The 24,514-nt window shown below is 59.6% G+C and carries 23 protein-coding genes, 1 tRNA gene and 1 other RNA gene; 20 read left to right on the plus strand and 5 right to left on the minus strand.

Annotated elements, in window-relative coordinates:
* The 7 genes from KQI17_RS10060 to KQI17_RS10090 all read left to right on the plus strand — a co-directional run.
* Window positions 1-288: tyrosine-type recombinase/integrase (locus KQI17_RS10060; protein ID WP_216496053.1), on the plus strand; the 288-nt coding region annotated here is incomplete at its 5' end.
* Between the two features lie 312 nt (window positions 289-600).
* Complete coding sequence (locus KQI17_RS13920) at window positions 601-1,068, plus strand: zinc-ribbon domain-containing protein (RefSeq protein WP_216496054.1); 468 nt, start codon at window positions 601-603, stop codon at window positions 1,066-1,068.
* On the plus strand, window positions 962-1,972 hold the full coding sequence (locus tag KQI17_RS10070; protein WP_253285776.1) for a zinc-ribbon domain-containing protein: 1,011 nt from the start codon (window positions 962-964) through the stop codon (window positions 1,970-1,972). The genes KQI17_RS13920 and KQI17_RS10070 overlap by 107 nt, the downstream gene beginning before the upstream one ends.
* A gap of 52 nt (window positions 1,973-2,024) precedes the next feature.
* On the plus strand, window positions 2,025-2,213 hold the full coding sequence (locus tag KQI17_RS10075; RefSeq protein ID WP_216496058.1) for a hypothetical protein: 189 nt from the start codon (window positions 2,025-2,027) through the stop codon (window positions 2,211-2,213).
* Entirely contained in the window at window positions 2,194-2,487 is a 294-nt protein-coding gene (locus KQI17_RS10080; protein ID WP_253285777.1) for a sporulation initiation factor Spo0A C-terminal domain-containing protein, read from the plus strand. Before KQI17_RS10075 ends, KQI17_RS10080 begins: the two co-directional genes overlap by 20 nt.
* A gap of 524 nt (window positions 2,488-3,011) precedes the next feature.
* The gene (locus KQI17_RS10085; protein ID WP_216496061.1) at window positions 3,012-3,194 is read left to right on the plus strand and encodes a hypothetical protein; all 183 of its coding nucleotides are present in this window, start codon (window positions 3,012-3,014) and stop codon (window positions 3,192-3,194) included.
* Window positions 3,195-3,288: 94 nt separating this feature from the next.
* Entirely contained in the window at window positions 3,289-4,935 is a 1,647-nt protein-coding gene (locus KQI17_RS10090) for a recombinase family protein (RefSeq protein ID WP_216496063.1), read from the plus strand.
* On the opposite strand, the gene KQI17_RS10095 is transcribed toward KQI17_RS10090, so the two are convergent.
* Window positions 4,936-5,011: transfer RNA gene (locus tag KQI17_RS10095), tRNA-Ala, on the minus strand.
* Between the two features lie 373 nt (window positions 5,012-5,384).
* On the opposite strand from KQI17_RS10095, the gene ffs reads away from it, so the two are divergent.
* The 3 genes from ffs (at window position 5,385) to KQI17_RS10110 (ending at window position 7,637) form a co-directional block, all read left to right on the plus strand.
* An RNA gene (gene ffs / locus KQI17_RS10100) (signal recognition particle sRNA small type) lies at window positions 5,385-5,484 on the plus strand.
* A 49-nt stretch (window positions 5,485-5,533) separates the two neighbouring features.
* On the plus strand, window positions 5,534-7,252 hold the full coding sequence (gene dnaX / locus KQI17_RS10105; protein ID WP_216496065.1) for a DNA polymerase III subunit gamma/tau: 1,719 nt from the start codon (window positions 5,534-5,536) through the stop codon (window positions 7,250-7,252).
* A 19-nt stretch (window positions 7,253-7,271) separates the two neighbouring features.
* Window positions 7,272-7,637, plus strand: coding sequence for a YbaB/EbfC family nucleoid-associated protein (locus KQI17_RS10110; protein ID WP_216496067.1), 366 nt, complete (start codon window positions 7,272-7,274; stop codon window positions 7,635-7,637).
* Window positions 7,638-7,688: 51 nt separating this feature from the next.
* Here KQI17_RS10110 and KQI17_RS10115 read toward each other — a convergent pair whose 3' ends face one another.
* Both KQI17_RS10115 and prfB read right to left on the minus strand, forming a co-directional pair.
* Window positions 7,689-9,068 carry an MATE family efflux transporter gene (locus KQI17_RS10115; RefSeq protein WP_216496069.1) on the minus strand — a complete coding sequence of 460 codons (1,380 nt, stop codon included), beginning with the start codon at window positions 9,066-9,068 and terminating at the stop codon, window positions 7,689-7,691.
* Between the two features lie 58 nt (window positions 9,069-9,126).
* Window positions 9,127-10,251: a peptide chain release factor 2 gene (gene prfB, locus KQI17_RS10120; protein ID WP_022019236.1), complete on the minus strand. Its 1,125-nt coding sequence runs from the start codon at window positions 10,249-10,251 to the stop codon at window positions 9,127-9,129.
* A gap of 463 nt (window positions 10,252-10,714) precedes the next feature.
* Between prfB and mnmG the strand changes: the two genes are divergently transcribed.
* Together mnmG and KQI17_RS10130 are read left to right on the plus strand one after the other, a co-directional pair.
* Window positions 10,715-12,601 (plus strand): tRNA uridine-5-carboxymethylaminomethyl(34) synthesis enzyme MnmG, encoded by a 1,887-nt coding sequence (gene mnmG / locus KQI17_RS10125; protein ID WP_216496071.1) that lies wholly within the window; start codon window positions 10,715-10,717, stop codon window positions 12,599-12,601.
* A complete protein-coding gene (locus KQI17_RS10130; RefSeq protein WP_216496073.1) occupies window positions 12,588-13,229 on the plus strand; it encodes a cyclase family protein in 642 nt (213 codons plus the stop codon). The genes mnmG and KQI17_RS10130 overlap by 14 nt, the downstream gene beginning before the upstream one ends.
* Window positions 13,230-13,366: 137 nt before the next feature.
* On the opposite strand, the gene argF is transcribed toward KQI17_RS10130, so the two are convergent.
* Entirely contained in the window at window positions 13,367-14,362 is a 996-nt protein-coding gene (gene argF / locus KQI17_RS10135; protein WP_216496074.1) for an ornithine carbamoyltransferase, read from the minus strand.
* A 274-nt stretch (window positions 14,363-14,636) separates the two neighbouring features.
* On the opposite strand from argF, the gene KQI17_RS10140 reads away from it, so the two are divergent.
* From KQI17_RS10140 to KQI17_RS10175, 8 genes are all read left to right on the plus strand, one after another.
* Complete coding sequence (locus tag KQI17_RS10140; RefSeq protein ID WP_216496075.1) at window positions 14,637-15,893, plus strand: AraC family transcriptional regulator; 1,257 nt, start codon at window positions 14,637-14,639, stop codon at window positions 15,891-15,893.
* A gap of 330 nt (window positions 15,894-16,223) precedes the next feature.
* Entirely contained in the window at window positions 16,224-17,405 is a 1,182-nt protein-coding gene (locus KQI17_RS10145; RefSeq protein ID WP_253285779.1) for an ABC transporter substrate-binding protein, read from the plus strand.
* A gap of 94 nt (window positions 17,406-17,499) precedes the next feature.
* A complete protein-coding gene (locus KQI17_RS10150; protein ID WP_253285780.1) occupies window positions 17,500-18,378 on the plus strand; it encodes a branched-chain amino acid ABC transporter permease in 879 nt (292 codons plus the stop codon).
* Between the two features lie 15 nt (window positions 18,379-18,393).
* Window positions 18,394-19,404: a branched-chain amino acid ABC transporter permease gene (locus tag KQI17_RS10155; protein WP_216496076.1), complete on the plus strand. Its 1,011-nt coding sequence runs from the start codon at window positions 18,394-18,396 to the stop codon at window positions 19,402-19,404.
* Entirely contained in the window at window positions 19,401-20,291 is an 891-nt protein-coding gene (locus tag KQI17_RS10160) for an ABC transporter ATP-binding protein (RefSeq protein ID WP_216496077.1), read from the plus strand. Before KQI17_RS10155 ends, KQI17_RS10160 begins: the two co-directional genes overlap by 4 nt.
* Window positions 20,284-20,994 (plus strand): ABC transporter ATP-binding protein, encoded by a 711-nt coding sequence (locus tag KQI17_RS10165; protein WP_371821987.1) that lies wholly within the window; start codon window positions 20,284-20,286, stop codon window positions 20,992-20,994. Before KQI17_RS10160 ends, KQI17_RS10165 begins: the two co-directional genes overlap by 8 nt.
* Window positions 20,995-21,025: 31 nt before the next feature.
* Window positions 21,026-22,450, plus strand: a complete 1,425-nt coding sequence (gene glnA, locus KQI17_RS10170) for a type I glutamate--ammonia ligase (protein ID WP_216496082.1) — start codon at window positions 21,026-21,028, stop codon at window positions 22,448-22,450.
* A 101-nt stretch (window positions 22,451-22,551) separates the two neighbouring features.
* Window positions 22,552-23,628, plus strand: coding sequence for a M20/M25/M40 family metallo-hydrolase (locus KQI17_RS10175; protein WP_216496084.1), 1,077 nt, complete (start codon window positions 22,552-22,554; stop codon window positions 23,626-23,628).
* 119 nt (window positions 23,629-23,747) lie between these two features.
* Here the strand turns inward: KQI17_RS10175 and KQI17_RS10180 are convergent, their stop codons facing one another.
* Window positions 23,748-24,452, minus strand: coding sequence for a F420-0--gamma-glutamyl ligase (locus tag KQI17_RS10180; protein WP_216496086.1), 705 nt, complete (start codon window positions 24,450-24,452; stop codon window positions 23,748-23,750).
* Window positions 24,453-24,514: the final 62 nt, after the last annotated feature.

A 24,514-nucleotide genomic window follows, 5' to 3' on the forward strand; every position in this document is an offset into this window, starting at 1 on the left:
ATCGCCCACGGCGAGATCTTTCTCACCACGGGCGGGAGGAGTATGGACCGGCGGCAGATATGGAGTGCAATGAAGCGCCTATGCCAAAAGGCGGGCGTCGCGCCGTCGAAGGTGTTTCCGCACAATCTGCGCCATCTGTTTGCCACGGCGTACTATCGTGTGTACCACGACATCGTGAAGCTCGCGGATATGCTCGGTCACAGCTCCATCGAGACGACGCGCATCTATCTCATTGAGAGCGGCGCGGAGCACCAGCGGCAGCTGGAGCGGCTGGGGTTAGTCAGTTAGAACGGAATCGGTATTCCGTCTAAATTATATCTCAGCATACATAGCACTTGTGTCGTTTTCTGCTGAAAATATAACATAATAGTCGGTCAAAATCAATAGTAAACCGATTAAGGGCATGGAAAAATCAGTCTCAAAAAACCTTATTTTTGAGACCTGTACTTCTATACGCAAAATTCCCCTTTCAGCAACTCTTTATAGCCACTTTAGGGCAATGTTGCATCGGTTCGGTCGTAGGGCGTAGAACGGAATACCGATTCCGTCTTTTTCATATAGAACAGAATACCGATTCCGTCCTATGTGGGAAGTGAAAGCATGGGGAAGAGCCTGCGCGAGTTCTGCACCGAGAACGGACGCGATGAGCTGCTGCGTCAATGGGACGCAGAGAAAAACGGTGACAAAACGCCGGATGATGTTTCCCGCGGCAGCTCCGCAATGATTTGGTGGCGTTGTGCTCGCGGTCACTCCTTTCCCATGCGTGTTGCGTTACGCACAGCGCGAGAGCAAGGCTGTCCCTACTGTTCGGGTCGAAAGGTCCTCGCCGGTTATAATGACCTTGCGACACTCGCGCCTGACGTCGCGAGCGAATGGCATCCAACGCTCAATGGCGAGCTGACGCCGGAAATGGTGACGGTTGGAAGCAGCAAGCCCGTGTGGTGGCAATGTCCGCGGGGCCATGTTTGGCGCACTCGTGTTGATACGCGCGCAGGCGCGCAGCACAGCGGCTGCCCTGTCTGTGCAGGAAATTGCCGAAAGCAGAAGAGTGTTCTTTATGGGAAGTGAAAAAAGAGGGAAAAGCCTGCAAGCATTCTGCGCCGAAAGCGGTCGCGGCGAGCTGCTGCGCGAGTGGGACACGGAGAAAAACAGCGGCAAAACCCCATCCGATGTGTCGATGGGCAGCCATCAAAAGGTCTGGTGGCTCTGCCCCAAGGGGCATTCCTACTGCTCCGTGGTCAAAAGCCGTACACAGGGGACAGGCTGCCCTATTTGTGCCGGACGTGTTGTGCTGTCGGATGAAAACTCTCTCGCGGCAAAGTATCCCGCGCTTGTTGCCGAATGGGATGCGGAAAAGAATGCTCCCCTATTACCGACGCAAGTTGCTTCAGGTACACAACAAAAAGCATGGTGGCTCTGCCCCAAGGGACATAGCTATTTCTCATCTATAGCATCCCGTGCGCGTGGCTCGGGCTGTCCGGTCTGCGCAGGGCAATCGGTCATCCCCGGCAAAAACGACCTCGCCTCACAATATCCGCAGCTTGCCGCACAATGGGACCGAAAGAAAAACGGCAAACTGACACCGGAGATGGTGGCACCAAAGGCCAACCGCCGTGTGTGGTGGCACTGTAAAAAGCGGCACTCCTTTTACTCCAGCGTTACACATCGCGTAAAAGATCAAAGCGGTTGCCCGTACTGCGCTGGTCGAAAGGTGCTCGCCGGTTTCAATGATCTCGCGACAAAAGAGCCGGTGATTGCCTCGCAGTGGCATCCAACGCTCAATGGTGAGCTTACACCACAGCAGGTAACATCTGGCAGCCGTCGAAGGGCGTGGTGGCTATGTGAGAACAGCCACGCTTGGAGCGCTGTGATTTGCAGCCGCACAGGAAAGCAAAGATGCGGTTGTCCGGTCTGTGCAGGTAGACCTTTGAGCCAATGTACAGCGATTCTAAGTGAATCTCCGGCAAAATGAGTATCCCAAACCGCGGGGAGCCGCGGAAAATATAAACTGTAGGAGGACCATTATGAAACATAAGCTACTATCCATCTTGCTGTCACTCTCTCTCGTGATCAGCTTGCTACCTACCGTCGCTTTGGCGGCAGAGGGTATAACAGAGGTTAAGTTCACACCTCATGGCGGTACCGAAGTTGCCTATATGAAGGCCGAAGATGCAAACGGCAATATTACGCTGTATGCTCGGCGCTTCTGGTAAGCTGGCAGGCTTTCGCCAGACAGCGTACATGATCGAACAGGCACGGGAGCACCCCGAATGCGTTGAACTCATTACCAAGCGTCTCTATCGGGATACCGCGCGGGTATTTCATACGTCGAGCAACTGCGTGGAGCGCAATTTGCGGACAGTGATTCAAACGTGCTGGAGGTATCCGGACCACAGTTTTCTGAACCTTATCATGGGCATCCCTTTGGTGCAGCCACCGACCAATACGCAGTTTATTGATATGCTGGCAGCATATCTCCGTGACTGATGCAAAGGGGAAAAGGCGGCAGGATGCCGCCTTTCCCGATAGGACCTTTCAATGTTGCCGCCGGTTGGCATGGGCGCACTATGAGCAATGCGCTCATGCGAGCTGGCGACAGCCGAGAACTGAATAGGTCAACCGGATACGTTTGATGTGCAGCCCGAAAGGGAAAAGCCGTGCGAAAGGGACAGGCCATGATCCCGCCGAGAAAGGAGGAAAAGGGGGAGCGGTCCTTTGACGCACAGCAGGCCGTGGCGGGCCTGTGGCGATGATCTGTACGTCAGGATAATGATACATTCGCCCAGCCACAGTCCGAGCGTGAAGCGGTCCTGACGGACCGTGAGCCGTCGCAGGCAATGGGGGCGATCTGCGAGAACCGCAGGGGGTGAGAGTCCCATGCAGGTGGTGCCAGCCGCCGTCCGGTCTGTTCCTGAAACCATGTCAGCAGTTTACAAACAATATTTCAAAACCGCGTCTGCATGAGGACGCGGTTTTTGTCGATTTCAGACGGTTTACATGGAGGACTCGAAATGAAGAAGAGCACAAGTAAGAAAAGCGCGCGTGTTCCAAAGAAAACTGAGCCGTTTTATATAGACGGCTGCAAGGTTATGGTGCGGTATCAGAAAGAGAATAATCCGCAAGTGGTACAGTCCGTTCGGTCGATTTTGGTATCTGCGGCCACCAGTGTCAAAAATTGTGGAAATTTGCAATAATTCTTCGATTATGAGATAATATAGGTGTAGATATGAACCTTGAAAATTGAATTGGAAGTCATATATACACCTTCGCCAAGAAAGCGAGGAATATATGATTTTATCGAACACAGATTTAGAGAAAAAACGTGTCTATTGCCTATATCGTGTCTCAACCTTAGAGCAGGTGGAAAAGGACGACATTCCCATGCAGAGAAAGCGCTGTCGGGAATACTGTCAGCAAATGGGAACGTGGGAGATCGTCAAGGAGTTTTCGGAAAAGGGTATTTCAGGTTTCAAGGTATCTGCAAAGGACCGTGACGCCATTTTGGAAATTCAGAAAGATGCCCTGCAAGGAAAGTTTGATATTCTCCTTGTGTTCATGTTCGACCGTTTAGGCCGCCGCGACGACGAGACGCCGTTTGTTGTAGAGTGGTTTGTCAAGAATGGCATTGAGGTATGGAGCGCGACCGAGGGACAGCAGAGGTTTGATACCCATGTGGACAAGCTCCTGAACTACATCCGCTATTGGCAGGCATCCGGTGAGAGCATCAAGACCTCTATCCGTACCAAGACGAGGATCGGTCAGCTCACCGAAGAGGGCCACTACACCGGCGGGATGATCCCTTACGGCTATCGCCCCATCAATAGAGGACGAACGAACAAGCGCAATAAGGAAGTTTATGATTTGGAGATCGTTCCGGATGAGGCGGAGATCGTGCGGCTTATCTTTCAGAAGTGCGTGTTTGAGGGCTATGGAGCGCAGCGCCTTTGCAATTTCCTGTCCGAACAGGGAATCCGTAATCAGCGCGGTGGAAATATCCCGACAACGACCATCAACCGCATTCTTAAAAATGTACTCTATACGGGAATTATCAGCAACGGCGAAAGCAAGTCCGAGCCTATTGAGGAACTGCGTATCGTTGATGATGATATTTTCCGCAGAGCGCAAGAGGTGTTGGAAAAACGCAAGACACACCACAATGAAGTCCCGCTCAACACGCGCGGGCAGTCCTTGCTGGTGGGAAACATCTATTGCGGTCACTGCGGCGGTCGGCTCACGCTGACAACGAGCGGCAGAAAGTATGTGCGAAAGGACGGCACCGTTCGCCGTGAGGTCCGCGCCCGCTACCAATGCCATTACAACAAGCGGCACCCTGGGGCGTGTGATGGGCAGTCTGGCTACGGTGTGACAAAGCTGGACGCCATCGTAGACCGTGTGATCCGTATGCAATTTGAGCACATCAAGAATGCCCCTGCACAAGCGATCGTTCGGGAACAGCAGGCGCGAGACGTTGAATTGGCTACGGCAAAGCTGAAACTGGCACAGGATAACCAGCGAAACAAAATGCGGGAGTACGAAGCACTAAAGGCCGAGGGTATCAAGGTTGCACAAGGCATCAGCAAGTTCAACGTGGACTTTCTCAACAGCCTTGTAACGGAAACACAGGCCGCGCTGAAAGCGGCTGAGACAGCCGTTGAAGAAGCGCAGCAGTCTCTTGAGCACTGCATCGCCAGTACACAGAGCATACAGGCCGAATACTCGCAAATCGTGAGCTGGGCCGAAATGTACGATAACTGCTCCTTTGAGGCGAAGAAAATGATCGTCGCGCAGTTTGTAAAGGGCGTGTATGTTCATAAGGACTATGAGATAGAGATAGAGTTTAACGTATCCTTTGAGGACTTCAAGGTGTTTACTTTGGAGCAGGAAACGCAAAAAAAGCAGAAGTCCGAAGCATCTCTGCTTCAGACTTCTGCTTGATGGTGGACCTGAAGGGATTCGAACCCACGACCTTACGGATGCGAACCGTACGCTCTCCCAACTGAGCTACAGGCCCGTAACTATACCGTATGGGATACCATACGAGTTACCTGACTAACTATTAAATTGAGATGTAACCCGAATGCGTAGCATTTGAGTTACCGGACCAAAAGTGGGGGCTAAAACCATACCGCTTGCGCTCCCAACTGAGCTACAGGCCCAAATATTAACTTGGCTGAAAATATCGATCATCAAGTGGGCCCGCTTTATGTCGGGATCGCCCTCCCAGACTGAGCTACAGGCCCATGAACTTTTCAGCCCGCATATCATACCACAGCTTTTCTCATTTGTGAAGTCCTTTTTTCACTTTTTTCAAAAAATTTTTGTTGCCTTTCCGAGAGCCGTATCGTATAATATCTTTTGTTATCCGTCCTCCGCATACAGCTGCGGGATCGGTCTTGCGCAATGAATGCCCGCGAACCATGTCAGGCGGGGAACCGAGCAGCATTAAGCGGGACCAGTCATGTGCCGCAAGGGCGCCGGTCACGCAGCTGTATACGGAGGACCTTTTCTATCCTCACGAAAGGGGCAATGTGGTATGTATCAGGCGCTGTACCGCAAGTGGCGGCCCAAAACCTTTTCCGACGTGGTTGGGCAGGAGCACGTCACCGAAACGCTGCAGCGGCAGGTCGCGGAGGGACGGCTCTCGCACGCCTACCTTTTCACCGGCACGCGCGGCACGGGCAAAACCACCTGCGCAAAGATCCTCGCCAAGGCAGTCAACTGCGAGCACCCCGAGAATGGTAACCCCTGCAACAAATGCCAGAGCTGCCTCGGCATCGAGTCCGGCGGCTTTCTCGATGTGATGGAGCTCGACGCCGCCTCGAACAACGGCGTGGACCACGTCCGTGCGCTGCGGGACGAGGCCATCTACTCCCCCGCGCAGGTGAAAAAGCGTGTGTACATCATCGACGAGGTGCACATGCTCTCCATCGCGGCGTTCAACGCGCTGCTGAAAATTCTGGAGGAGCCGCCGGAACACCTGATGTTCATTCTGGCGACGACCGAGCTGCACAAGGTGCCCGCGACCATTCTCTCGCGCTGCCAGCGCTTTGCATTCCGGCGCATTCTGCCGCGCGAGATCGTGGGACGGCTGAACTACATCGCAGAGCAGGAGGGCATCGACCTCCGGCCGGACGGCGCGGAGCTGCTCGCGCACATTGCCGACGGCGCGCTGCGCGACGCGCTGAGCCTTCTGGACCAGTGTGCGGCGGCGGGCGGGACCATCGACAGCGCGGCGGTGCTCGACGCGCTGGGACTGGCGGGCAACCTCCAGACCGCGCAGCTGATGGACTGCGTTCTGCGGCGCGACACAAAGGCCGCGCTGCTGCTGCTCCACCGGCTCTACGGCAGCGGCAAGGACGTGGGCGCGGTGCTCGGCGAGCTGTCCGCGCTCACGCGCGACCTGCTCATTTCCAAAACGGCTCCCGAGGGCGGCGCGGCGCTGCTCACGGGCGGCTACGACAGCCAGACGATGGACGGCCTTTTGCGGCAGGCTGACAGTGCGCGGCTCATCGCCATCTGCACCACGCTCCAGCGCACAGCGGCGGACATGAACGTGAGCGTCAACCGCCGCACGGATGCGGAGCTGTGTCTCCTGAAGCTCTGCGACGAAACGCTCTCCGGCGATTTGAGCGCCATCAACGCGCGGCTCGCACGGCTCGAACAGCAGATGGCCACGGGCGTGCGCTATTCCGCCGCAGAAGGCGCAGCGCAGGCGGAGAAGCCCGCTCCCGCAAAGACTGCGGCGAAGCCGACAGCCGTGGAGGACGAGGCACCGCCCCCGTGGGAGGACAGCGTGCCCGCGCCGGCGGACGGATCCTTTGACGACGCTCCCCCGCCCTACGGCGAGCCGGCAGAGCCGGAACGTCCGCAGAGCGCGACGCCGGCTCCTGCGCCGCAGGCCGCAGAGGCGAAGGCGGAAGCGTCCGCACCGACCGGTGACAGCGACATCTGGCTCGCGCTGATGGAGAGCTACAAAAACCGACTCACGCCCGACAAGCGTGCGTTCGTCGGTCAGGCGGACGGACGGCTCGCCAACGGCGTGCTGACGGTCTACTGTCCGACGGCGGTGACGAAGGCCATGCTCGATACCGAGGCGGTCGCCTCGGTGCTGCGCGAGGTGACGGGCCAGAGTGTCGGTCAGGCGATTGCCGTGCGCTTCGTGGTCGGCGAGCCGGAGGACGGGAAAAAACGCGACAAATTCCAGGACCTGCTGCGTATGGGCAGCAAGTTCGATAACTTCAACATCAAGTAACATCAGGAGGAATACGGATATGGCAAAGGGTTACAGCGCGCGCCGCGGCTTCTCGAACGGCGCGGGACAGGCGGCGCAGCAGATGCAGATGCAGCAGAAGCTCATGCAGATGCAGCAGGAGATGGCGAAGGCTCAGCAGGAGGTCGAGGAGGCCACCTTCACAGCGAGCGTCGGCGGCGGTGCCGTCAGCGCTGCGGCAAACGGCAAGAAGGAGATCACCGCGCTCACCATCAAGCCCGAGGCGGTCGATCCCGAGGACGTCGAGATGCTGCAGGACCTCGTGATCTCTGCGGTCAACGAGGCGCTGCGGCAGGCGGACGACGCGATGAGCAACCGCATGAACAGCTTCACCAGCGGTCTGAACATCCCCGGTCTGGGGCTGTAAGCGCAGAATACAGCAAGGAGACGCCATCCATCGGACGGCGTCTCCTGTTTTTTATTTTTGGCTCAGGCGTTCGCCGGCCGCGCGCAGCGTCCTGCGCAGAAAGATGGCCGAGAGCGTCAGACTCACGAGCTCGGCGATGGGGAACGACCACCACACCAGCTCCAGCCGTCCGGTCAGGGAGAGCAGATACGCCACCGGCAGCAGCACGCAGATCTGGCGGCAGACCGAGACGATCAGACTGTAAAACGGCGTGCCGAGCGCCTGAAAGACGCTGCCCGAGACGATGCAGAAGCCCGCGAGCGGGAACGTCAGGCCGATGATGCGCAGCGCGGTCCTGCCGATGGTCAGCATCTCCTCCGAGGGGGAGAAGAGACTGAGCAGCGTACCGGGGATGATCTCGAAGAGCGCAAGACCCACGCACATGATGGCAATGGCTGTGACAGCCGAAAGGCGGATCGTCCTGCGGAAGCGCTCCGGCTTGCCCGCACCGTAGTTGTACGAAATGATAGGCACCATCGCGTTATTCAGGCCGAAGATGGGCATGAAAATGAAGCTCTGGAGCTTAAAGTACGCGCCGAACACTGCCGTCGCCGCCTCGGTAAAGGAGATGAGGATCTTGTTCATGCCGAACACCATCACCGAGCCGATGGACTGCATGATGATGGACGGCACGCCGACCGCGTAGATCTCTTTGATCGTCGCGGCGTGGGGATGGATCTCGCGGCGGCGCAGATGCACGTCGGGATTGCGCGTGAGGTTGAGATAGAAGCCGATGGACGCGCCGACGAGCTGACCGATAACGGTGGCAATCGCCGCACCGGCGACCTCCAGCCGCGGGAAGCCGAGCAGGCCGAAAATGAGGATGGGGTCGAGAACGATGTTGGTGGCCGCGCCGGCGATCTGCGTGATCATGGAGAGGTTCGTGCGTCCCGTCGATTGCAGCAGGCGCTCATTATACATCTGGAAGAACAGGCCGATCGAGCAGCCGATGCAGACGGTCACATAGCCGCGTCCGTAAGTGATGATCTGCGGGTTGTCCGTCTGAAAGCGGAAGAACGGTCCCGCAAGCGTCCAGCCAATGAGGGCGAAGAGCACAAAATTGCACAGCGTGAGGAACAGGCCGACATTCGCCGCGCGGTCCGCGCCCGCCTGATTCTTCTCGCCCAGCGAGCGGGAGAGCAGGGCGTTCATGCCCACGCCCGTGCCGCCGGAAAAGGCGATGCACAGCGTCTGGAGCGGGAACGCGAGCGACACGGCGTTCATCGCGTCCTGACTGAGCTTTGCCACAAAGATACTGTCCACCACGTTGTAGAGCGCCTGAAACAGCATGGATACCATCATCGGCACCGCCATGCTGAAGAGCAGCCTGCCGACCGGCATGGTGCCCATTTTATTTTCCTGTAGGATCTCTTCTCTGATATTCTCGTCCATTTTCCGTATCTCCGTGCGTGAAAGGGTGCTCCGCCCGGCGGACAGAGCACCTTTTTCTTTATTTTTTCAGTTCGCCGTTCGCGGCCTTGGTGAGGTAGGCGTTGATGAAGCCGTCGAGGTCGCCGTCCATGACCGCCTGAATGTTGCCGGTCTCGTAGTCCGTGCGCGTATCCTTGACGAGTTGGTAGGGCATGAAGACATAGGAGCGGATCTGACTGCCCCATTCGATCTTGAGCTGCACGCCCTTGAGGTCGCTGATCTTCTCCGCGTGCTGCTGGATCTTCAGCTCCATGAGCTTGGATTTGAGCATCTGCATGGCGTAGTCGCGGTTCTGGAACTGGCTGCGCTGCGTCTGGCAGGCGGTGACGATGCCGGTGGGGATATGAATGAGACGCACCGCAGACGAGGTCTTATTGACGTGCTGGCCGCCCGCGCCGGAGGAGCGGTAGACCTGCATTTCAATGTCCTCGGGTCGAATGTCGACCTCGATGTCGTTGGGCAGCTCGGGCATGACCTCGAGCGCGGCGAAGCTCGTCTGGCGGCGGGCGTTCGCGTCAAAGGGGGAAACGCGCACCAGACGGTGGACGCCGTTCTCACTCTTGAGATAGCCGTAGGCGTTCTCGCCCTTGACCATGACCGTCGCGCTCTTGATGCCGGCCTCTTCGCCGTCGATATAGTCCATCATCTCGAACTCGAAGCCGTGCTTGTTTGCCCACTGCATATACATACGGTAGAGCATCTGCGTCCAGTCCTGCGCCTCGGTGCCGCCCGCGCCAGCGTGGAAGGTCAGAATGGCGTTGCAGTTATCGTACTCGCCGGAGAGCAGCGTCGTGAGGCGGACCTCCTCGATCCGCTTCTCCAGATCGGCGAAGCCCTCCTCCAGCTCGGGCAGCAGGCTGGCGTCGTCCATCTCGTTGCCCATGTCGATGAGGGCGAGCAGGTCGTCGCGCGTGGAGACGAGCTTTTCAAAGCGGTGGACCTTATTCTGCAGCTGCTTGGTGCGCATCTGATTGGCCTGCGAGCGCTCGATGTCGTTCCAGAAGCCGTCCTCATGCGCCTCGGCCTCGAGCCGCGCGATCTCGTGCTTGGAGGATTCGATGTCAAGCGCCTTCTGAAGGTTTTCAAACGTGTCGCTCATGGCGAGCAGCTTCTGCTTATAGGAATCGTATTCGATAACAGCCATGGTGATCTCCTCTTCTCATACTGCATTAGCCGAAAAAGTATATCATACCGCCGCGCGAAAGGCAAGAAAAATCCGCCTCGGCGGCGGATTTTCCCAATTTTTTATCGTCAACGGTGCAAACTGCCCCATAAAAACAAAAAATCCACGCATCCCTGCGTGGTTCCGTTTTGGTCGCTCAGCGCTCGCTGACGATCTGCTCCGTCGTGCCGAAGATCATGTCATCGACGTCGAAGCCCTTGAAGTTTTCAAACATCATATTGGTTCTCACGCTCCTTTCTCTTTTCAATTCCAAGAGTATGATACCACTTCTCTGTCAAGTGCGCAAGCGTGATTTTCCACATATTTCACAAAAATATTTTCGTCGTTTTGTGCTTTACGCTAATTCGTTTTGCTTGTTTCCGCTCAAAGCCCTGTGGTAAAATAATATATCCAATTTTGTTCTTCGGGAGGCGAGAGGACGCCTATGTACGAATTTTTTGCCGGCGACTACGACGTTGCCGTCATCGGCGCGGGCCATGCCGGCATTGAAGCCGCGCTCGCAAGCGCGCGGTTGGGACGGAAAACGGTCTGCTTCACCATCAACCTTGACGCGGTGGGCAATATGCCCTGCAACCCTGCCATCGGCGGCACGGGTAAGGGCCATCTTGTGCGCGAGCTGGACGCGCTCGGCGGCGAGATGGCAAAGGCCGCCGACCGCGCCTGCATCCAGTACCGCCTTTTGAACCGCGGCAAGGGCCCCGCCGTGTGGTCTCTGCGCGCGCAGGCGGACCGCCGCCGCTATCAGCAGATCATGAAGCATACGCTCGAGCGGCAGGAAAACCTGACGCTCCGGCAGGCGGAGATCGTGGAGCTGCGCGTGGAAAACGGCGCAGTCTCCGCCGTCGTCACCGCGACGGGCGCGGTGTTCGGCGCAAAGGCCGTCATCCTCTGCTCGGGAACCTACCTTGACGGGCGCACCATCGTGGGCGAATGTATTCAGTCAAGCGGCCCCGATGGGATGCACGCAAGCCTGCCGCTCGCGGAGCGGCTGCGCGCGCTCGGACTTCCTCTGCGCCGCTTCAAGACCGGCACGCCCCCGCGCGTCAACGCCCGCAGCGTCGATTTCTCCAAAATGGAGCGGCAGGATGGCGACGCCGAGCCGCTGCCGTTCTCGTTCACGACCGAGCACGTTCCCTGCAATCAGGCGGTGTGCTACCTCACCTACACGAACGAGGAGACACATCGCATCATCCGCGAAAATCTCGACCGCAGCCCCATCTACTCCGGTGTGATCGAGGGCATCGGGCCGCGCTACTGCCCGAGCATCGAGACGAAGATCGTCCGCTTCGCGGACAAGCCCCGCCACCAGCTCTTCATCGAGCCGATGGGGCTTGATACCGAGGAGCTGTACATTCAGGGCTTTTCCTCCTCGATGCCCGAGGACGTACAGGTGCGGATGGTCCATACCATTCCGGGGCTTGAGCACGCGGAGATCATGCGCCCCGCCTACGCCATTGAGTACGACTGCATCGACCCCACCGCGCTCAAGCCTACGCTGGAAACGAAAGCCATCGCGGGGCTGTACGGCGCGGGGCAGTTCAACGGCTCGTCCGGTTACGAGGAGGCCGCCGTACAGGGCTTTGTTGCCGGCGTGAACGCCGCGCGCAGGCTCGCGGGGCAGTCTCCCTTTGTCCTCTCCCGCTCGGAGAGCTACATCGGCACACTCATCGACAATCTTGTGACCAAGGGTACGAACGAGCCCTACCGCATCATGACGAGCCGCAGCGAATACCGCCTGCTTCTGCGGCAGGACAACGCCGACCGGCGGCTCACAAAGCTCGGGCACGACATCGGCCTCATCTCCGACGAGCGTCTTGCCGCCGTGGAGGAAAAGTACGCCGCCGTCGCGCGGGAGATCAAACGGCTCGAGCACACCGGCCTTCCCGCGAGCGAAGCGCTCAACGCGCTGCTGCGCTCTCGCGGCACGGCGGAGATCACGGACGGCAGCCCGCTCATCGCGCTGCTGCGCCGCCCGCAGCTGCGCTACAACGATCTGCGGGCCTTCGACGCCGGCTGCGCCGCCTGCCCGCAGGACGTCGCCGAGCAGGTGGAGATCACCGTGAAGTACGAGGGCTACATCCGCCGCCAGATGGCTGAGGTCGAGGAGTTTACGCGGCTCGAGAGCCGCCTGCTGCCCGAGGAGCTTGACTATTCCGGCATCGACGGCCTGCGGCTCGAGGCGCGGGAAAAGTTAGCCGCCATCCGTCCCCGTTCGCTCGGACAGGCGGGGCGCATTTCGGGCGTCTCTCCCGCCGACCTCGCCGCCCTGATGATTTTTTTGGAAAAGGAGAAGCGCCATGAAAATTCTTGACCTGACCCACCTCATTGAAGAGGCCATGCCCGTCTATCCCGAGACCGAGCCGCCGAAGCTCACGCCCTCGAACACCTTTGAGCAGCACGGCTTCCGTGAAACGCTGCTGACGATGGGCTCCCACACCGGCACGCACATGGACGCCCCCGCGCATATGCTGCGCGACGGCAAGACGCTCGATCAATTTCCGGCGGACAAGTACATCGGCACGGCCTATGTGCTCGACTGCTCCGCCCTTGCGGGAAAGGAGATCCCCAAAGCGTGGCTCCAGCTCCATGCCTCGGAGATCGAGGCCGCAGACTTCCTGCTCTTCTACACCGGCTGGGAGAAATATTGGGGCAGCGAGCAGTACTTCTCCCCCTTCCCCGTGCTCTCGCTTGAGGCGGCGGAGTACCTTGCCGCCTTTCCGCTCAAGGGCGTCGGCACCGACGCCATCTCCATCGACCCAATGGACACGGTGGACTATCCTGTGCACAAGATCCTGCTCGGCGCAGGCTTTGTGAACACGGAGAATCTCTGCAATCTCGCCTCCCTTGTGGGGAAAACCTTCCCCTACGCGACGCTCCCCCTGCGCTTCAGGAACGCTGACGGCTCGCCCGTGCGCGCCGTCGCCATGCTGGAGGATTGAACGAAAAGCTGTTCTGCCGTGGGCAGAGCGGCTTCCTTATATTATATAATGATGGAATGCGGCAAAGCCTCCGGTTTGCACCGGAGGCTTTGCCGTGAGTGAAGAAAAGATCGTCGCCCTTGAGCGAGTTGTTTCGATCAGACGTTGCCGATGGTGGCGACCATGACAGCCTTGATGGTGTGCATACGGTTCTCGGCCTCGTCGAACACCTTGGAGTTCGGGGAGAGGAACACCTCGTCGGTGACCTCGCGGATGTCGTAGCCGAGCTCCATCTGGCTCTTGGCCATGGTGGTGTCGAAGTCGTGGAAGGAGGGCAGGCAGTGCAGGAAGATGCAGTCGCTGTTCTCGGTGGCCTTCATCACGTCGCCGGTGACCTTGTAGGGGGTGAGCTGCTTCACGCGCTCGGGGATCTTGTCCTCCTCGCCCATGGAAGCCCAGATATCGGTGTAGAGAGCGTCGGCGCCCTTGAGCAGAGCCTTGTCCTCGCCGTACTCGACGACGGCGCCGGTCTCCTTGGCGACCTCGCGGCAATACTCCACGACGTCAGCGGCGGGAGCGAGCTCCTTCGGGCCCCAGCCGACATAGTGCATGCCGAGCTTGGCGCAGATGTACATCAGGCAGTAGGCCACGTTGTTGCGGGTATCGCCGCAGAAAACGAGCTTGCACTTGTTGAGGGGCTTCTTGGTGTTCTCCATCAGGGTGAGGATGTCGGCGAGCGCCTGGGTGGGATGATCGACGTCGGTCAGACCGTTCCACACGGGAACGCCGGCGTTGGCTGCGAGACCCTCGACGACCTTCTGGTCGTAGCCGCGGTACTCGATGCCGTCGAAGAAGCGGCCGAGGACCTTCGCGGTGTCGACCATGGTCTCCTTCTTGCCCATCTGGGAGGACTTGGAATCGAGGAACGTGACGTGCGCGCCTTCGTCATAGGCGGCGACCTCAAACGCGCAGCGGGTGCGGGTGGAGGTCTTCTCGAAGAGCAGAACGATGTTCTTGCCGGCGAGCAGGTTGCCGCGGATGCCGGCGCGCTTCTTCGCCTTCAGATCGGCGGCGAGGTTGAGCATATAGCGGATCTCATCGGGGGTGAAATCCTTCAGCGTGAGAAAAGAACGGCCTTTGAGATTAACAGGCATGGGATAGTCCTCCTTCAAGATAGTTCGCCCCCAATGGGGGAAATTGACTCATGTTCTGTACATAGCATACCAATTTTTGAAAAACGTGCTGGACATTTTCAGTTATTTTTCTTGTATTTAACGGCAAATTTGCGCGGCGCGCCCTTTGCCGCTCCGCTTCCCTGCGAGCTTTCCGGCACTTGCCAAATGGGGCGCCTCTACGGTATACTATATACCGAAACAACGCATAAAGCAACCCCGCGCCGTCCGGCGCGGGCCGAATGAGGTGACCGATATGAAAGACCTTGCCGCGATGCAGTCCTTTGAACGCTCCCGTCTCGACCGGAGCAAGCTGTGCTCGTTCGACAACGAGACCATCGAGGCGCCGACCGCGCCGCTGATCCATCAGGAGGCCCGCTTCCTCTACATCTGCGAGGGGCACGGCGTCATCCGCATTCAGGGGCACGACGTGGAGCTGCGGCCGAATACGCTTCTCTCCATCCTGCCGTGGCAGATCACGGCGGTGACGGAGGTCGCCGAGCCGCTGCAATATCACCTCGTGATCTACAACCTCCACACGCTCAACCGCTACATCCGCGCCTTCTCCGACGAGCGCGGCGACGCGGTGGATTGGCTCGCGCATATTGAGTGGCAGCCCGCGCTCTACTGCAACGAGGGACAGGCCCACCGGATGCAGCAATTTTTCCTCTCGCTGCGCGAGGAGGTGGGGCTGGAATCCATTCTCGGCGCGGCCCCGCCGAAGGTCCTCGGCTCGCTCGCCGTCGTCAACCGCCTCGTCGAGCTGGTGATCCTCATGGAGCGCTTCCGCGCCGAGCAGCCCGAGCCCGCCGCGGCCGACCGCGCCTCCGCCGCGCCGGACATGAGCGAGATCCTGCGCTACCTTTACTGCCACACTGGCGAAAAGCTGACGCTCAAGGGGCTCTCGCGCATCTTCTACGTCTCCGAGAGCAGCCTGAGCAGCTATATCAGCGGCATGACTGGGCTTTCGTTCTTTGACCTGCTCAACGAAATGCGTATCGGCAAGACGGCGAATTATCTGCTCTATACCGACCTCACGCTCGAGGAGATCGCCGCGGCGCTCGGCTATGTGGACGCCTCGCATATCTCCAAGGTTTTTTCCGCGCGCGTGGGAATGCGCATCAACGACTACCGCAAGACCTACCGGCGCGTGGAGAGCATCTGCCGCATCGAGACCGACCGGCGCGTCTACGCGCTGGTGGAGTATATCTGCCGCAGCTACAACGAGCCGCTCTCCGCACGCGCGGTCGCCGAAAAATTCGGCTGCACCGCCGCCGAAATGAACCGCGCGCTGATGCTGCAGGTGGAGAAGAATTTCGAGGAATTTCTCAACTACGTCCGCATCAACCGCGCCGCCGAGCTGCTGCTCACCACCGACCAGACCGTGACCTACATCGCCATGGAGGTCGGCTACGCCAACGTCAAGACCTTCAACCGCAATTTCCTGCGCTTCAAGGTGATGACGCCCGGCGATTTCCGCAAAAAGGTCGCGCTCCAGGAGAGCCGATTGTAATTTCTTTTTCGCCCGCCGCTCCGGCTGTTTTCGCGCAGTTGGAGCGGTTTTTTTGTCGCTTTCGGAGCGCTGTTCAGTTATTTTCGTCGATATGCACAAGAAACATACACTTCAAAAGTATTTCCTGATATGACTTGACAATAGCCGAATGTGATGTTATTTTGAACATAAGCCCACGCAATTCATTTGCCGCTCTCTTGCGTCATACACATCAAGTATGGACGGCATTGATGCAGGGGCCGGCTCCGCACGGCGGACATCCATCCCTGCAAGCCCTGACCGTTCCGGGAAAGGAAAACGGTCACAACAAATTGAAGGAGGATACAAACCATGCGCAAATCCATGAAGAAGCTCATTGCTCTCACCCTCGCCTGCCTGATGCTCGCGACACTGTTCGTCGGCTGCGGCAAGAAGGACGACGGAGGCAGCTCCGGCGGCGACACCATCAAGCTCGGCTGGATGGGCTCGCTCACCGGCGACCAGGCCGCCTACGGCACCTGCGAAAGCCAGACCCTCAAGATGATGGTCGAGGACCTCAACGCCAACGGCGGACTGCTTGGCAAGCAGGTCGAGCTGATCTGCTACGACACCAAGGGCGACGCGCAGGAGGCGGTCAACGTCGCCAAGCGTCTGTGCGCGCAGGATCAGGTCTGCGCGATCATCGGCCCGAACGCCTCGGGTCAGTGCATCGCCATCCAGTCCGTCCTCGACCAGTACAAGATCTCCGATATGTCCACCGTGGCGACCAACGAGAAGGTCACCATGCAGGACGGTCAGCTCAAGGAATACAACTTCCGCGTCTGCTTCCTCGATCCCCAGCAGGGCAAGATCGCCGGTTCGTTCGTGTATGATAACCTCGGCTTTGACAAGGCCGCCATCCTCTACGACGTCAACGACGACTACGCGCTGGGTCTGAAGGACAACTTCGTCAAGGTCTTTGAGTCCAAGGGCGGCACCATCGTCGCCGAGGAGGGCTACACCGCCGGCGACACCGACTTCACCGCGCAGCTGACCAAGATCAAGGAAGCGCAGCCCCAGATCATCTTCACCCCCATCTTCTATCAGGATTTCATCATGATCCACAAGCAGGCCCGCACCCTCGGCATTGAGGTGCCGATGCTCGGCGGCGACGGCTGCGCGTCCGAGGTCCTCTTCGACGCCGCCGACGCGGTGGACGGCTCCTACGTCATCAACCACGTTTCCCTCGTCGATCCCGCGGGCGACGCCTTCCGCAAGGAGTATGCCGAGAAGTACAACGGCGCGAAGATGGAGCTCAACGGCTACATGGCGCACGACGCGTTCCTGCTCTGGTGCGCGGCGGTCGAGAAGGCCGGCAGCGATGACCCGCAGGCCATCGCCGACGCGTACTCTCAGGTCGAGGTCGAGGGTATGGCCGGTAAGATCAAGATCTCTGCCGAGGACCACAACCCCGTCGGCAAGTCCGGCTGCGTGGAGCGCATTGACGGCAAGAACAAGACCTACGTCTTTGAGACCTACATCGCCGCAGACTAAGCACATTCCCAAAACAGAAAAAGCAAGCACCCTTTCGACACTCGGGCGCCCCGTGCGGGGCGCCCGAGGTTAACAGGACAAAAGGAGGCTATACATGGGTATAGAATATTTTCTCCAGCAGCTGGTCAACGGCATCTGCCTCGGCGGTATGTACGCGCTGATGTCGGTCGGCTATTCGCTGGTCTACAGCATTATGAACTTTTCCAACTTTGCCCACGGAGGCGTCATCATGGTCGGCGCTTATGTGGGCTATTTTGCACTCACGGCGCTGAACGTTCCGTTTCTTCCGGCGTTTCTGCTCTGCGGCGTGGGCAGCGGCCTGCTCGCCGTCATCATCGAGCGGCTGGTCTACTCGCCGCTGCGCAAGCGCCATGCCCCGTCCCTGTACTTCATCATCTCGGCGATGGGCGCTTCCATCTTCCTGGAAAATTTCGTCATCGCCACCATCGACGGCACCCCCAGAAACTACCCTCCGATCTTCGATAACCGCATCAACATCGGCGGGATCTCCCTTGGCGTCGACAGTCTGCTGATGATCGTGGTCTCGGCCGTCGCGCTGCTGATTTTGATGTTCATCATACAGAAAACCAAGGTCGGCCTCGCCATCCGCGCCTGCTCCTACAGCGAGAAGGCCTCGACCCTCATGGGCATCAACGGCGATCTCGTTATCTTCATCATCTTCCTCATGGGCGGCGTGCTCGCCGGCTTCGCCGGTATGCTCTACGGCATGCGCTTCATCGTCAAGCCCACCATCGGTCAGGTCACGAACAAGTCCTTCGTCGCGGCGGTGTTCGGCGGTCTCGGCAGTCTCCCCGGCGCGATCGTCGGCTCGGTGCTGCTCGGCATCATGGAGATCTTTGTCGCGTCCTTCAACTCCAACCTGCGCGACCTGTTCGTGTACGGACTTCTGATCCTCGTCCTCGTCATCAAGCCGTCCGGCCTGATGGGCAAGGTCGTGGAAGACAAGGCGTAAGGAGGGAGGAACGATATGTTTAGCTGGTATTACATCGAAGGCATCCTCATTCAGTCCTGCTACACCCTGCTGATCGTGCTCGGCCTCTCCATCCTCACGGGCTACACCGGTATGTTCTCGTTCGGTCACGCGGGCTTTGTGTGCATCGGCGCGTATGTTTCCATTCTCTGCACGATGGCGTTCGGCCTGCCCTACTGGCTCTCGCTCATCATCGCGGGCCTTGCCGCCATGCTGCTCGGCGCGGGCCTCGGCAAGATCACGCTGAACCTCAAGGGCGACTACTTCTGCATCGCCACGCTCGGCGTGGGCGAGGCGATACGATTGATCTTTAACAATTTGCAGCTCACCATCAATGTCGGCGGCAAGGACTTCCTGCTCGACGGCGCGAAGGGCGTGGCGAGCATTCCGCTCAAAACGACTCTGTTCGGTGACTGGAACGCGCTTTCCAACGGCGATGTCGGCACCTTCCTCTCCACGCTCTTTTCCTCGGCGCTGTTCATCGTCATTATCTTCCTCACCGCCACGGCGCTGCTGATGAACTCCAAGCACGGGCGCAGCATGCTCGCCGTGCGCGAGGACGAGCTGGCGGCGCAGATGAGCGGCATCAATACCTTCCGCTCCAAGATGCTCGCCATGTGCATGTCCGCGCTCTACGCCGGCATCGCGGGCGGCATGATGGCGCACTACTTCGGCTATCTTCAGCCCAAGATGTTCCTGATGACCAAGTCTACGGAGTATACCATCATGGTCATCTTCGGCGGCATGGGCTCCATCACCGGCTCGGTGCTCGGCACGGTGCTGCTCTGCGCGCTGCCGGAGCTGCTGCGCGCGGTCGGTGACTGGCGACTGGTCATGTACGGCCTCGCCGTTATCGTCATCATGATCGTCCGTCCGAAGGGTCTCATGGGCGGCAAGGAGCTGCCGGTCGGCAGGATCTGCCGTGCCGTCGGCCGCGTTTTCACCAAGAAGAAAAAGGACCTGCCCCCGCCTGACGGCGGCAGCGTCGGAGAGGAGGCGTCGGTATGAGCGACATCACCTTCAAGCACCACGACCCCAACGTCATGCTCGAGCTTTGGCACGTCACCAAGCGCTTCGGCGGCCTGACCGCCGTGGGCGACGTTTCCTTCAAGATCAAAAAAGGCGAGATTTACGCGCTCATCGGTCCCAACGGCGCGGGCAAGACCACCATCTTCAACCTTATTACGGGCGTCTACGCGCTCACCGAGGGCCGCGTCATTTTCGACGGTACAGTCGTCGGGCAGGGCGACGCCATCATCAAGGACGATATGCGCGAAACGGATGTCAAGCCCTTCCGCAAGCAGCCCTACGACATCATGTCCCGCGGCATGGCGCGCACGTTCCAGAACATCCGCCTCTTTAAGAGCGAAACGGTCTACAACAACGTTCTCACCGCATGCCACGCGGAGGCGGATTACAACATCTTCCAGTCGCTCTGGCGCCTCAAGGTCGGTCCCAAATGGCTGACGAAGTACTATTATCAGGAAAAGGCTCTGCGCGAAAAGACTGAGGAGCTTTTGAAGATCATGGGCATCTGGGAGCAGCGCGACATGATCGCCGTCAACCTGCCCTACGGCCAGCAGCGCAAGCTGGAGATCGCCCGCGCGCTTGCGACCGATCCCAAGCTGCTGCTGCTCGACGAGCCCGCCGCCGGCATGAATCCGGAGGAGACGCTTGCCCTGATGGACCTCATCCGCGAGATCCGCGACCGCTTCGACCTGACCGTGCTCATCATCGAGCATCACATGGACCTCGTGATGAACGTCTCCGACCGCATCTTCGTGCTCAACTTCGGCAAGCCTCTTGCCGAGGGAACGCCCGCGGAGATCCAGAGCAACCCCGAGGTCATCGAGGCCTATCTCGGAAAGGAGGACGACGGCGATGGCGATGCTTGAAATTCGTGACCTGAACGTTTACTACGGCGGCATCCACGCCCTCAAGGGCATCTCGCTCGAGGTCGAGGAGGGGCAGATCGTCTCGATGATCGGCTCCAACGGCGCGGGCAAATCGTCCATGATGAACGCCATCTCCGGCCTTGTGAAGTACAAGTCCGGCGAGATCCTCTACAAGGGTCAGCCGCTGCCGACCGCCGCGAACAAGGTCGTCCGGCTCGGCGTATGTCAGGTGCCGGAGGGCCGCCTGATCTTCGCGAACCTCACCGTTTACGAGAACCTGAAGGTCGGCGCGTATCTGCGCAGCGACAAGGACGGCATCGAGCGCGACCTCAAGCGCGTGTATGAGATTTTCCCGCGCTTGGAGGAGCGCAAAAATCAGATCGCCGGTACGCTCTCCGGCGGCGAGCAGCAGATGCTGGCGATGGGCCGCGGCATCATGTCCGCGCCCGACCTCATCATGCTCGACGAGCCGTCCCTCGGCCTCGCGCCGCTGCTGGTCAACACCATTTTCGATACCATCCGCGAGATCAAGGCCATGGGCAAGACCATTCTGCTCGTGGAGCAGAACGCGCTCAAGGCGCTTTCCGTCGCGGACAACGCCTATGTTCTCGAGCAGGGCCGCATCACCAAGTCCGGCCCGGGCAAAGAACTGCTCAAGGACCCCGCCATCGCGGAGGCCTATCTCGGCAAGGCGGCTCGCTGAGCCGAACCATAAATTTTGGAGGTAATTCCCAATGGCTAAAACGGCACAGGATGTCATGCAGCTCATTCGTGAGCAGGGCATCAAGATGGTCGATTTCAAAATGGTCGATATCAACGGCCAGTACCGCCATGTGACCATTCCCGCCCAGAATTTTACCGAAGCGACCATGACCGACGGCATCGGCTTTGACGCCTCGAACTACGGCTACGCCGTGGTCGAAAAGAGCGACATGGTCTTTATTCCCGACCCCGCTACCGCGCAGATCGACCCGTTCTGTGAGGTCTCCACCCTGTCGATGACCGGCAACGCCATGATCATCGACTACCCCCACAACCGCCCGCTCGACCAGTATCCGCGCAACATCGTGCTGGCAGCGGAGCAGTATATGTGTGATACCGGCATCGCCGACACGATGCTCATTCTGCCGGAGTTTGAGTTCTATCTCTTCGACGATGTAGCATGGAAGGTCGCGCCGAACGAGATCGGCATGAGCCTCGACGCCGAGCAGGCGCATTGGAACGGCGACATCAACGGCCGCGGCGTCATCGTCCCGCGGCAGGGCCACTACCACATTGCCAAGCCTCTCGACCGCACCTACGAGTGCCGCAGCGAGATGTGCCTGCGCATGGAGGAGGCCGGCATCCCCATCAAGTATCACCACCCCGAGGTCGGCGGCGCGGGCCAGTTCGAGATCGAGCCGAAGCTCGGCGAGATGAGCAAAATGGCCGACGCGACCATGCTCATCAAGTACATCATCCACAACACCGCCCTCAAGTACGGCAAGAGCGCCACGTTCATGCCCAAGCCCGTCTACGGCGAGGCCGGCAGCGGAATGCACGTCCATATGCTGCTCTTAAAGGACGGCGAGCCGGTGTTCTCCGACGACAACGGCTACTCGCACCTCAGCCGGGAGGCCCACTGGTTCATGGGCGGTCTTCTCAAGCACATCCATTCCCTCTGCGCCATCACGAATCCCAGCACCAACTCCTTCAAGCGTCTGGTGCCGGGCTTTGAGGCGCCCGTCACCGTCGGATACGCCACGAGCAACCGCAGCGCGGTCATCCGCATCCCCGCCTACGCCAAGACGCCGAATATGCGCCGCTTTGAGCTGCGCAATCCGGACGCCACCTGCAACCCGTACTTCTGCTACGCGGCGCTGCTGATGGCCGGTCTTGACGGCATTGAAAACAAGATCGACCCGCACGAAAACGGCTGGGGCCCCTACGACGTCAACCTCTACACCCTCTCCGACGAGGAGAAGGCCAAGCTGCAGGGGCTGCCCACCTCGCTTGACGCGGCGCTTGACGCGCTCGAGGCCGACCACGACTATCTCACGAAGGGCGGCGTGTTCCCCGAAGCGCTGCTCCGCAGCTTCATTGCCGCCAAGCGCAGGGAATGCGCGGCCATGGCCGCCATCCCGCATCCCGCGGAATTCGAACGCTACTACAACCTGTAAAAAACTGCGCGCATCCATCGGGGGACCGCCTTCCGGCGGCTCCCCCCTTTGCGCGCCCGAAACCACGCTCCGCGCCGCGCGGAGAGCCAAGGAGAACGATCATGGAACAAGTCCTGCTGGATCAGATCACCGCCCTGCGCGCACAGCTCCACGCCTGCGCGGAGGTCTCCGGCCGCGAGGTCGTGACAAAGCACACCCTGCTGACCTTCCTGCGCGAGCATACCTCGCTGGAGCTTCATGAGCTTGCGGGCGGCTTCTACGCCGCGCACCGTGAGCCGGAGGGCACAAAGCCCACAGTCGCGCTGCGCGCGGATTACGACGCGCTGGCGACGCCCCAGGGCGGCGCGGCGCACCTGTGCGGTCACGACGGTCATGCCGCGGCGCTGTGCGGCGTCGCGCTGATGCTCGAGGGGCAGTCCATCGGGCGCAGCGTGTTCCTGCTCTTTCAGGGCGCGGAGGAGACCGGTGCGGGCGCAGCGCTGTGCTGTGAGCTTTTTGACCGCGAGAAGGTCGACGAGATCTACGGCGCGCACAACCTGCCGGGCTTTCCGTTCGGCGCGGTGCTCACCCGCGCGGGCACCTTTGCCTGCGCCAGCCGCGGCGTGACTATTCATTTTGTTGGTAAGCCCGCCCACGCCGCCTATCCCGAGACCGGCATCTCCCCCGCTCCCGCAGTCGGACAGCTGTTGGTCGATCTGCCCGCGCTCGCCGCGCCCGAGCAGTACCGCGGCATTACGCTCTGCACCGTCATCGGCGCGCAGATGGGCGAAAAGGCCTTCGGCGCGGCGGCGGAGTCCGCCGAGCTGTGGCTGACGCTTCGCGGCGAGCACGACGACGATCTCGCACGGCTCCGCCGCAGTGTGCTCACCCGCGCGCAGGAGCTGGCCCACAAGAACCATCTGGAGTTTTCCTTTGAAGAACAGGACATTTTTCCCGCCACGGAAAACGACGCGCTCTGCGCCAGCCGCGTCATGCGCGTGTGCCGCGGCACGCTCCTGCACGACCCGATGCGCTGGAGCGAGGATTTCGGCCATTATCTGCACCGCTGCCGCGGCGCGTTCTTCGGCGTGGGCGCGGGCGAGGATCACCCGCAGATCCACACCGAGCACTACGAATACCCCGACGCGCTTCTGGAGCCGACCGTCGAGGCGTTTCGGGCGCTGCTCGCCAGCGAATGAGAAAAGACCTGCGCCGCGCGGCGCAGGTCCGTTCTTTTTGCTTGTTACGGCAATACCGCATAATGGAACAAGAGCGATTTGCGAGCAAAGCGCCGCGGCTTTCATTGTGCGGTGTTGCCTTAAGCCTTTTTGCGGATGAGGATGAACGGGGTGCATTGCCCCTCCTGCCCCGCGGGATTGTCGCGCACGATCTCACAGAGCTGCTCGTCCGTCAGCGTGACGTCGCGGCACTTGCCGAGGATCACGCAGTCGATGTCGCTCGCGTCGATGATCATAGCCTTCACGCCGGTCTTTTCGTAGATCTCATCGCAGACGCCGGAGGGGTTTTCGGGATTGAGAATACCGTAGTCCACATACTCCTTGAACGAAATATCGTAGTCGATCAGACCGTCGATGCCGTCCACCTCGTGTCCGCAGACCTTGTAGAACACGCCCTTCTTGCCGAAGAGCTTTGTCACCGCCGAGCAGAAGGCCGCCAGCAGCACGCGCGGCAGGCCGCAGATCATAATGATGAGCTGCATCTTGTGCGGCGTACCCGCGCCGGGACCCGCGGGCGTGACGTGTACGAAGCGGCACAGCAGCTTCGCCCAGAAGCCGGGGTGGATGTCCTTACGGTAGACGATGCGCTTCTGGCACAGGGCGATGACCTTCTCGCTGATGCTCAGCAGGTCGCCCTCCTCATAGAGCGGCTTGACGTAGCGCTCGATCAGGTCGATATAGTTCTCGCCGATCTGGACGAAATGCGTCTGAATGGCGTGGCGCTGATAGACGCCGGTTGAGGTCTCGATCTCAACCTTTTTGGACTCATTTGCAACAAATTCCATGAAAAAATGCCTCTTTCGTGCAGGATGATCAAGTGTGCATTTATTGTACCACAAAATCCGCA

This window comes from Oscillibacter sp. MSJ-31, from assembly GCF_018918025.1.
Classification (GTDB): Bacteria; Bacillota; Clostridia; order Oscillospirales; family Oscillospiraceae; genus Hominicoprocola.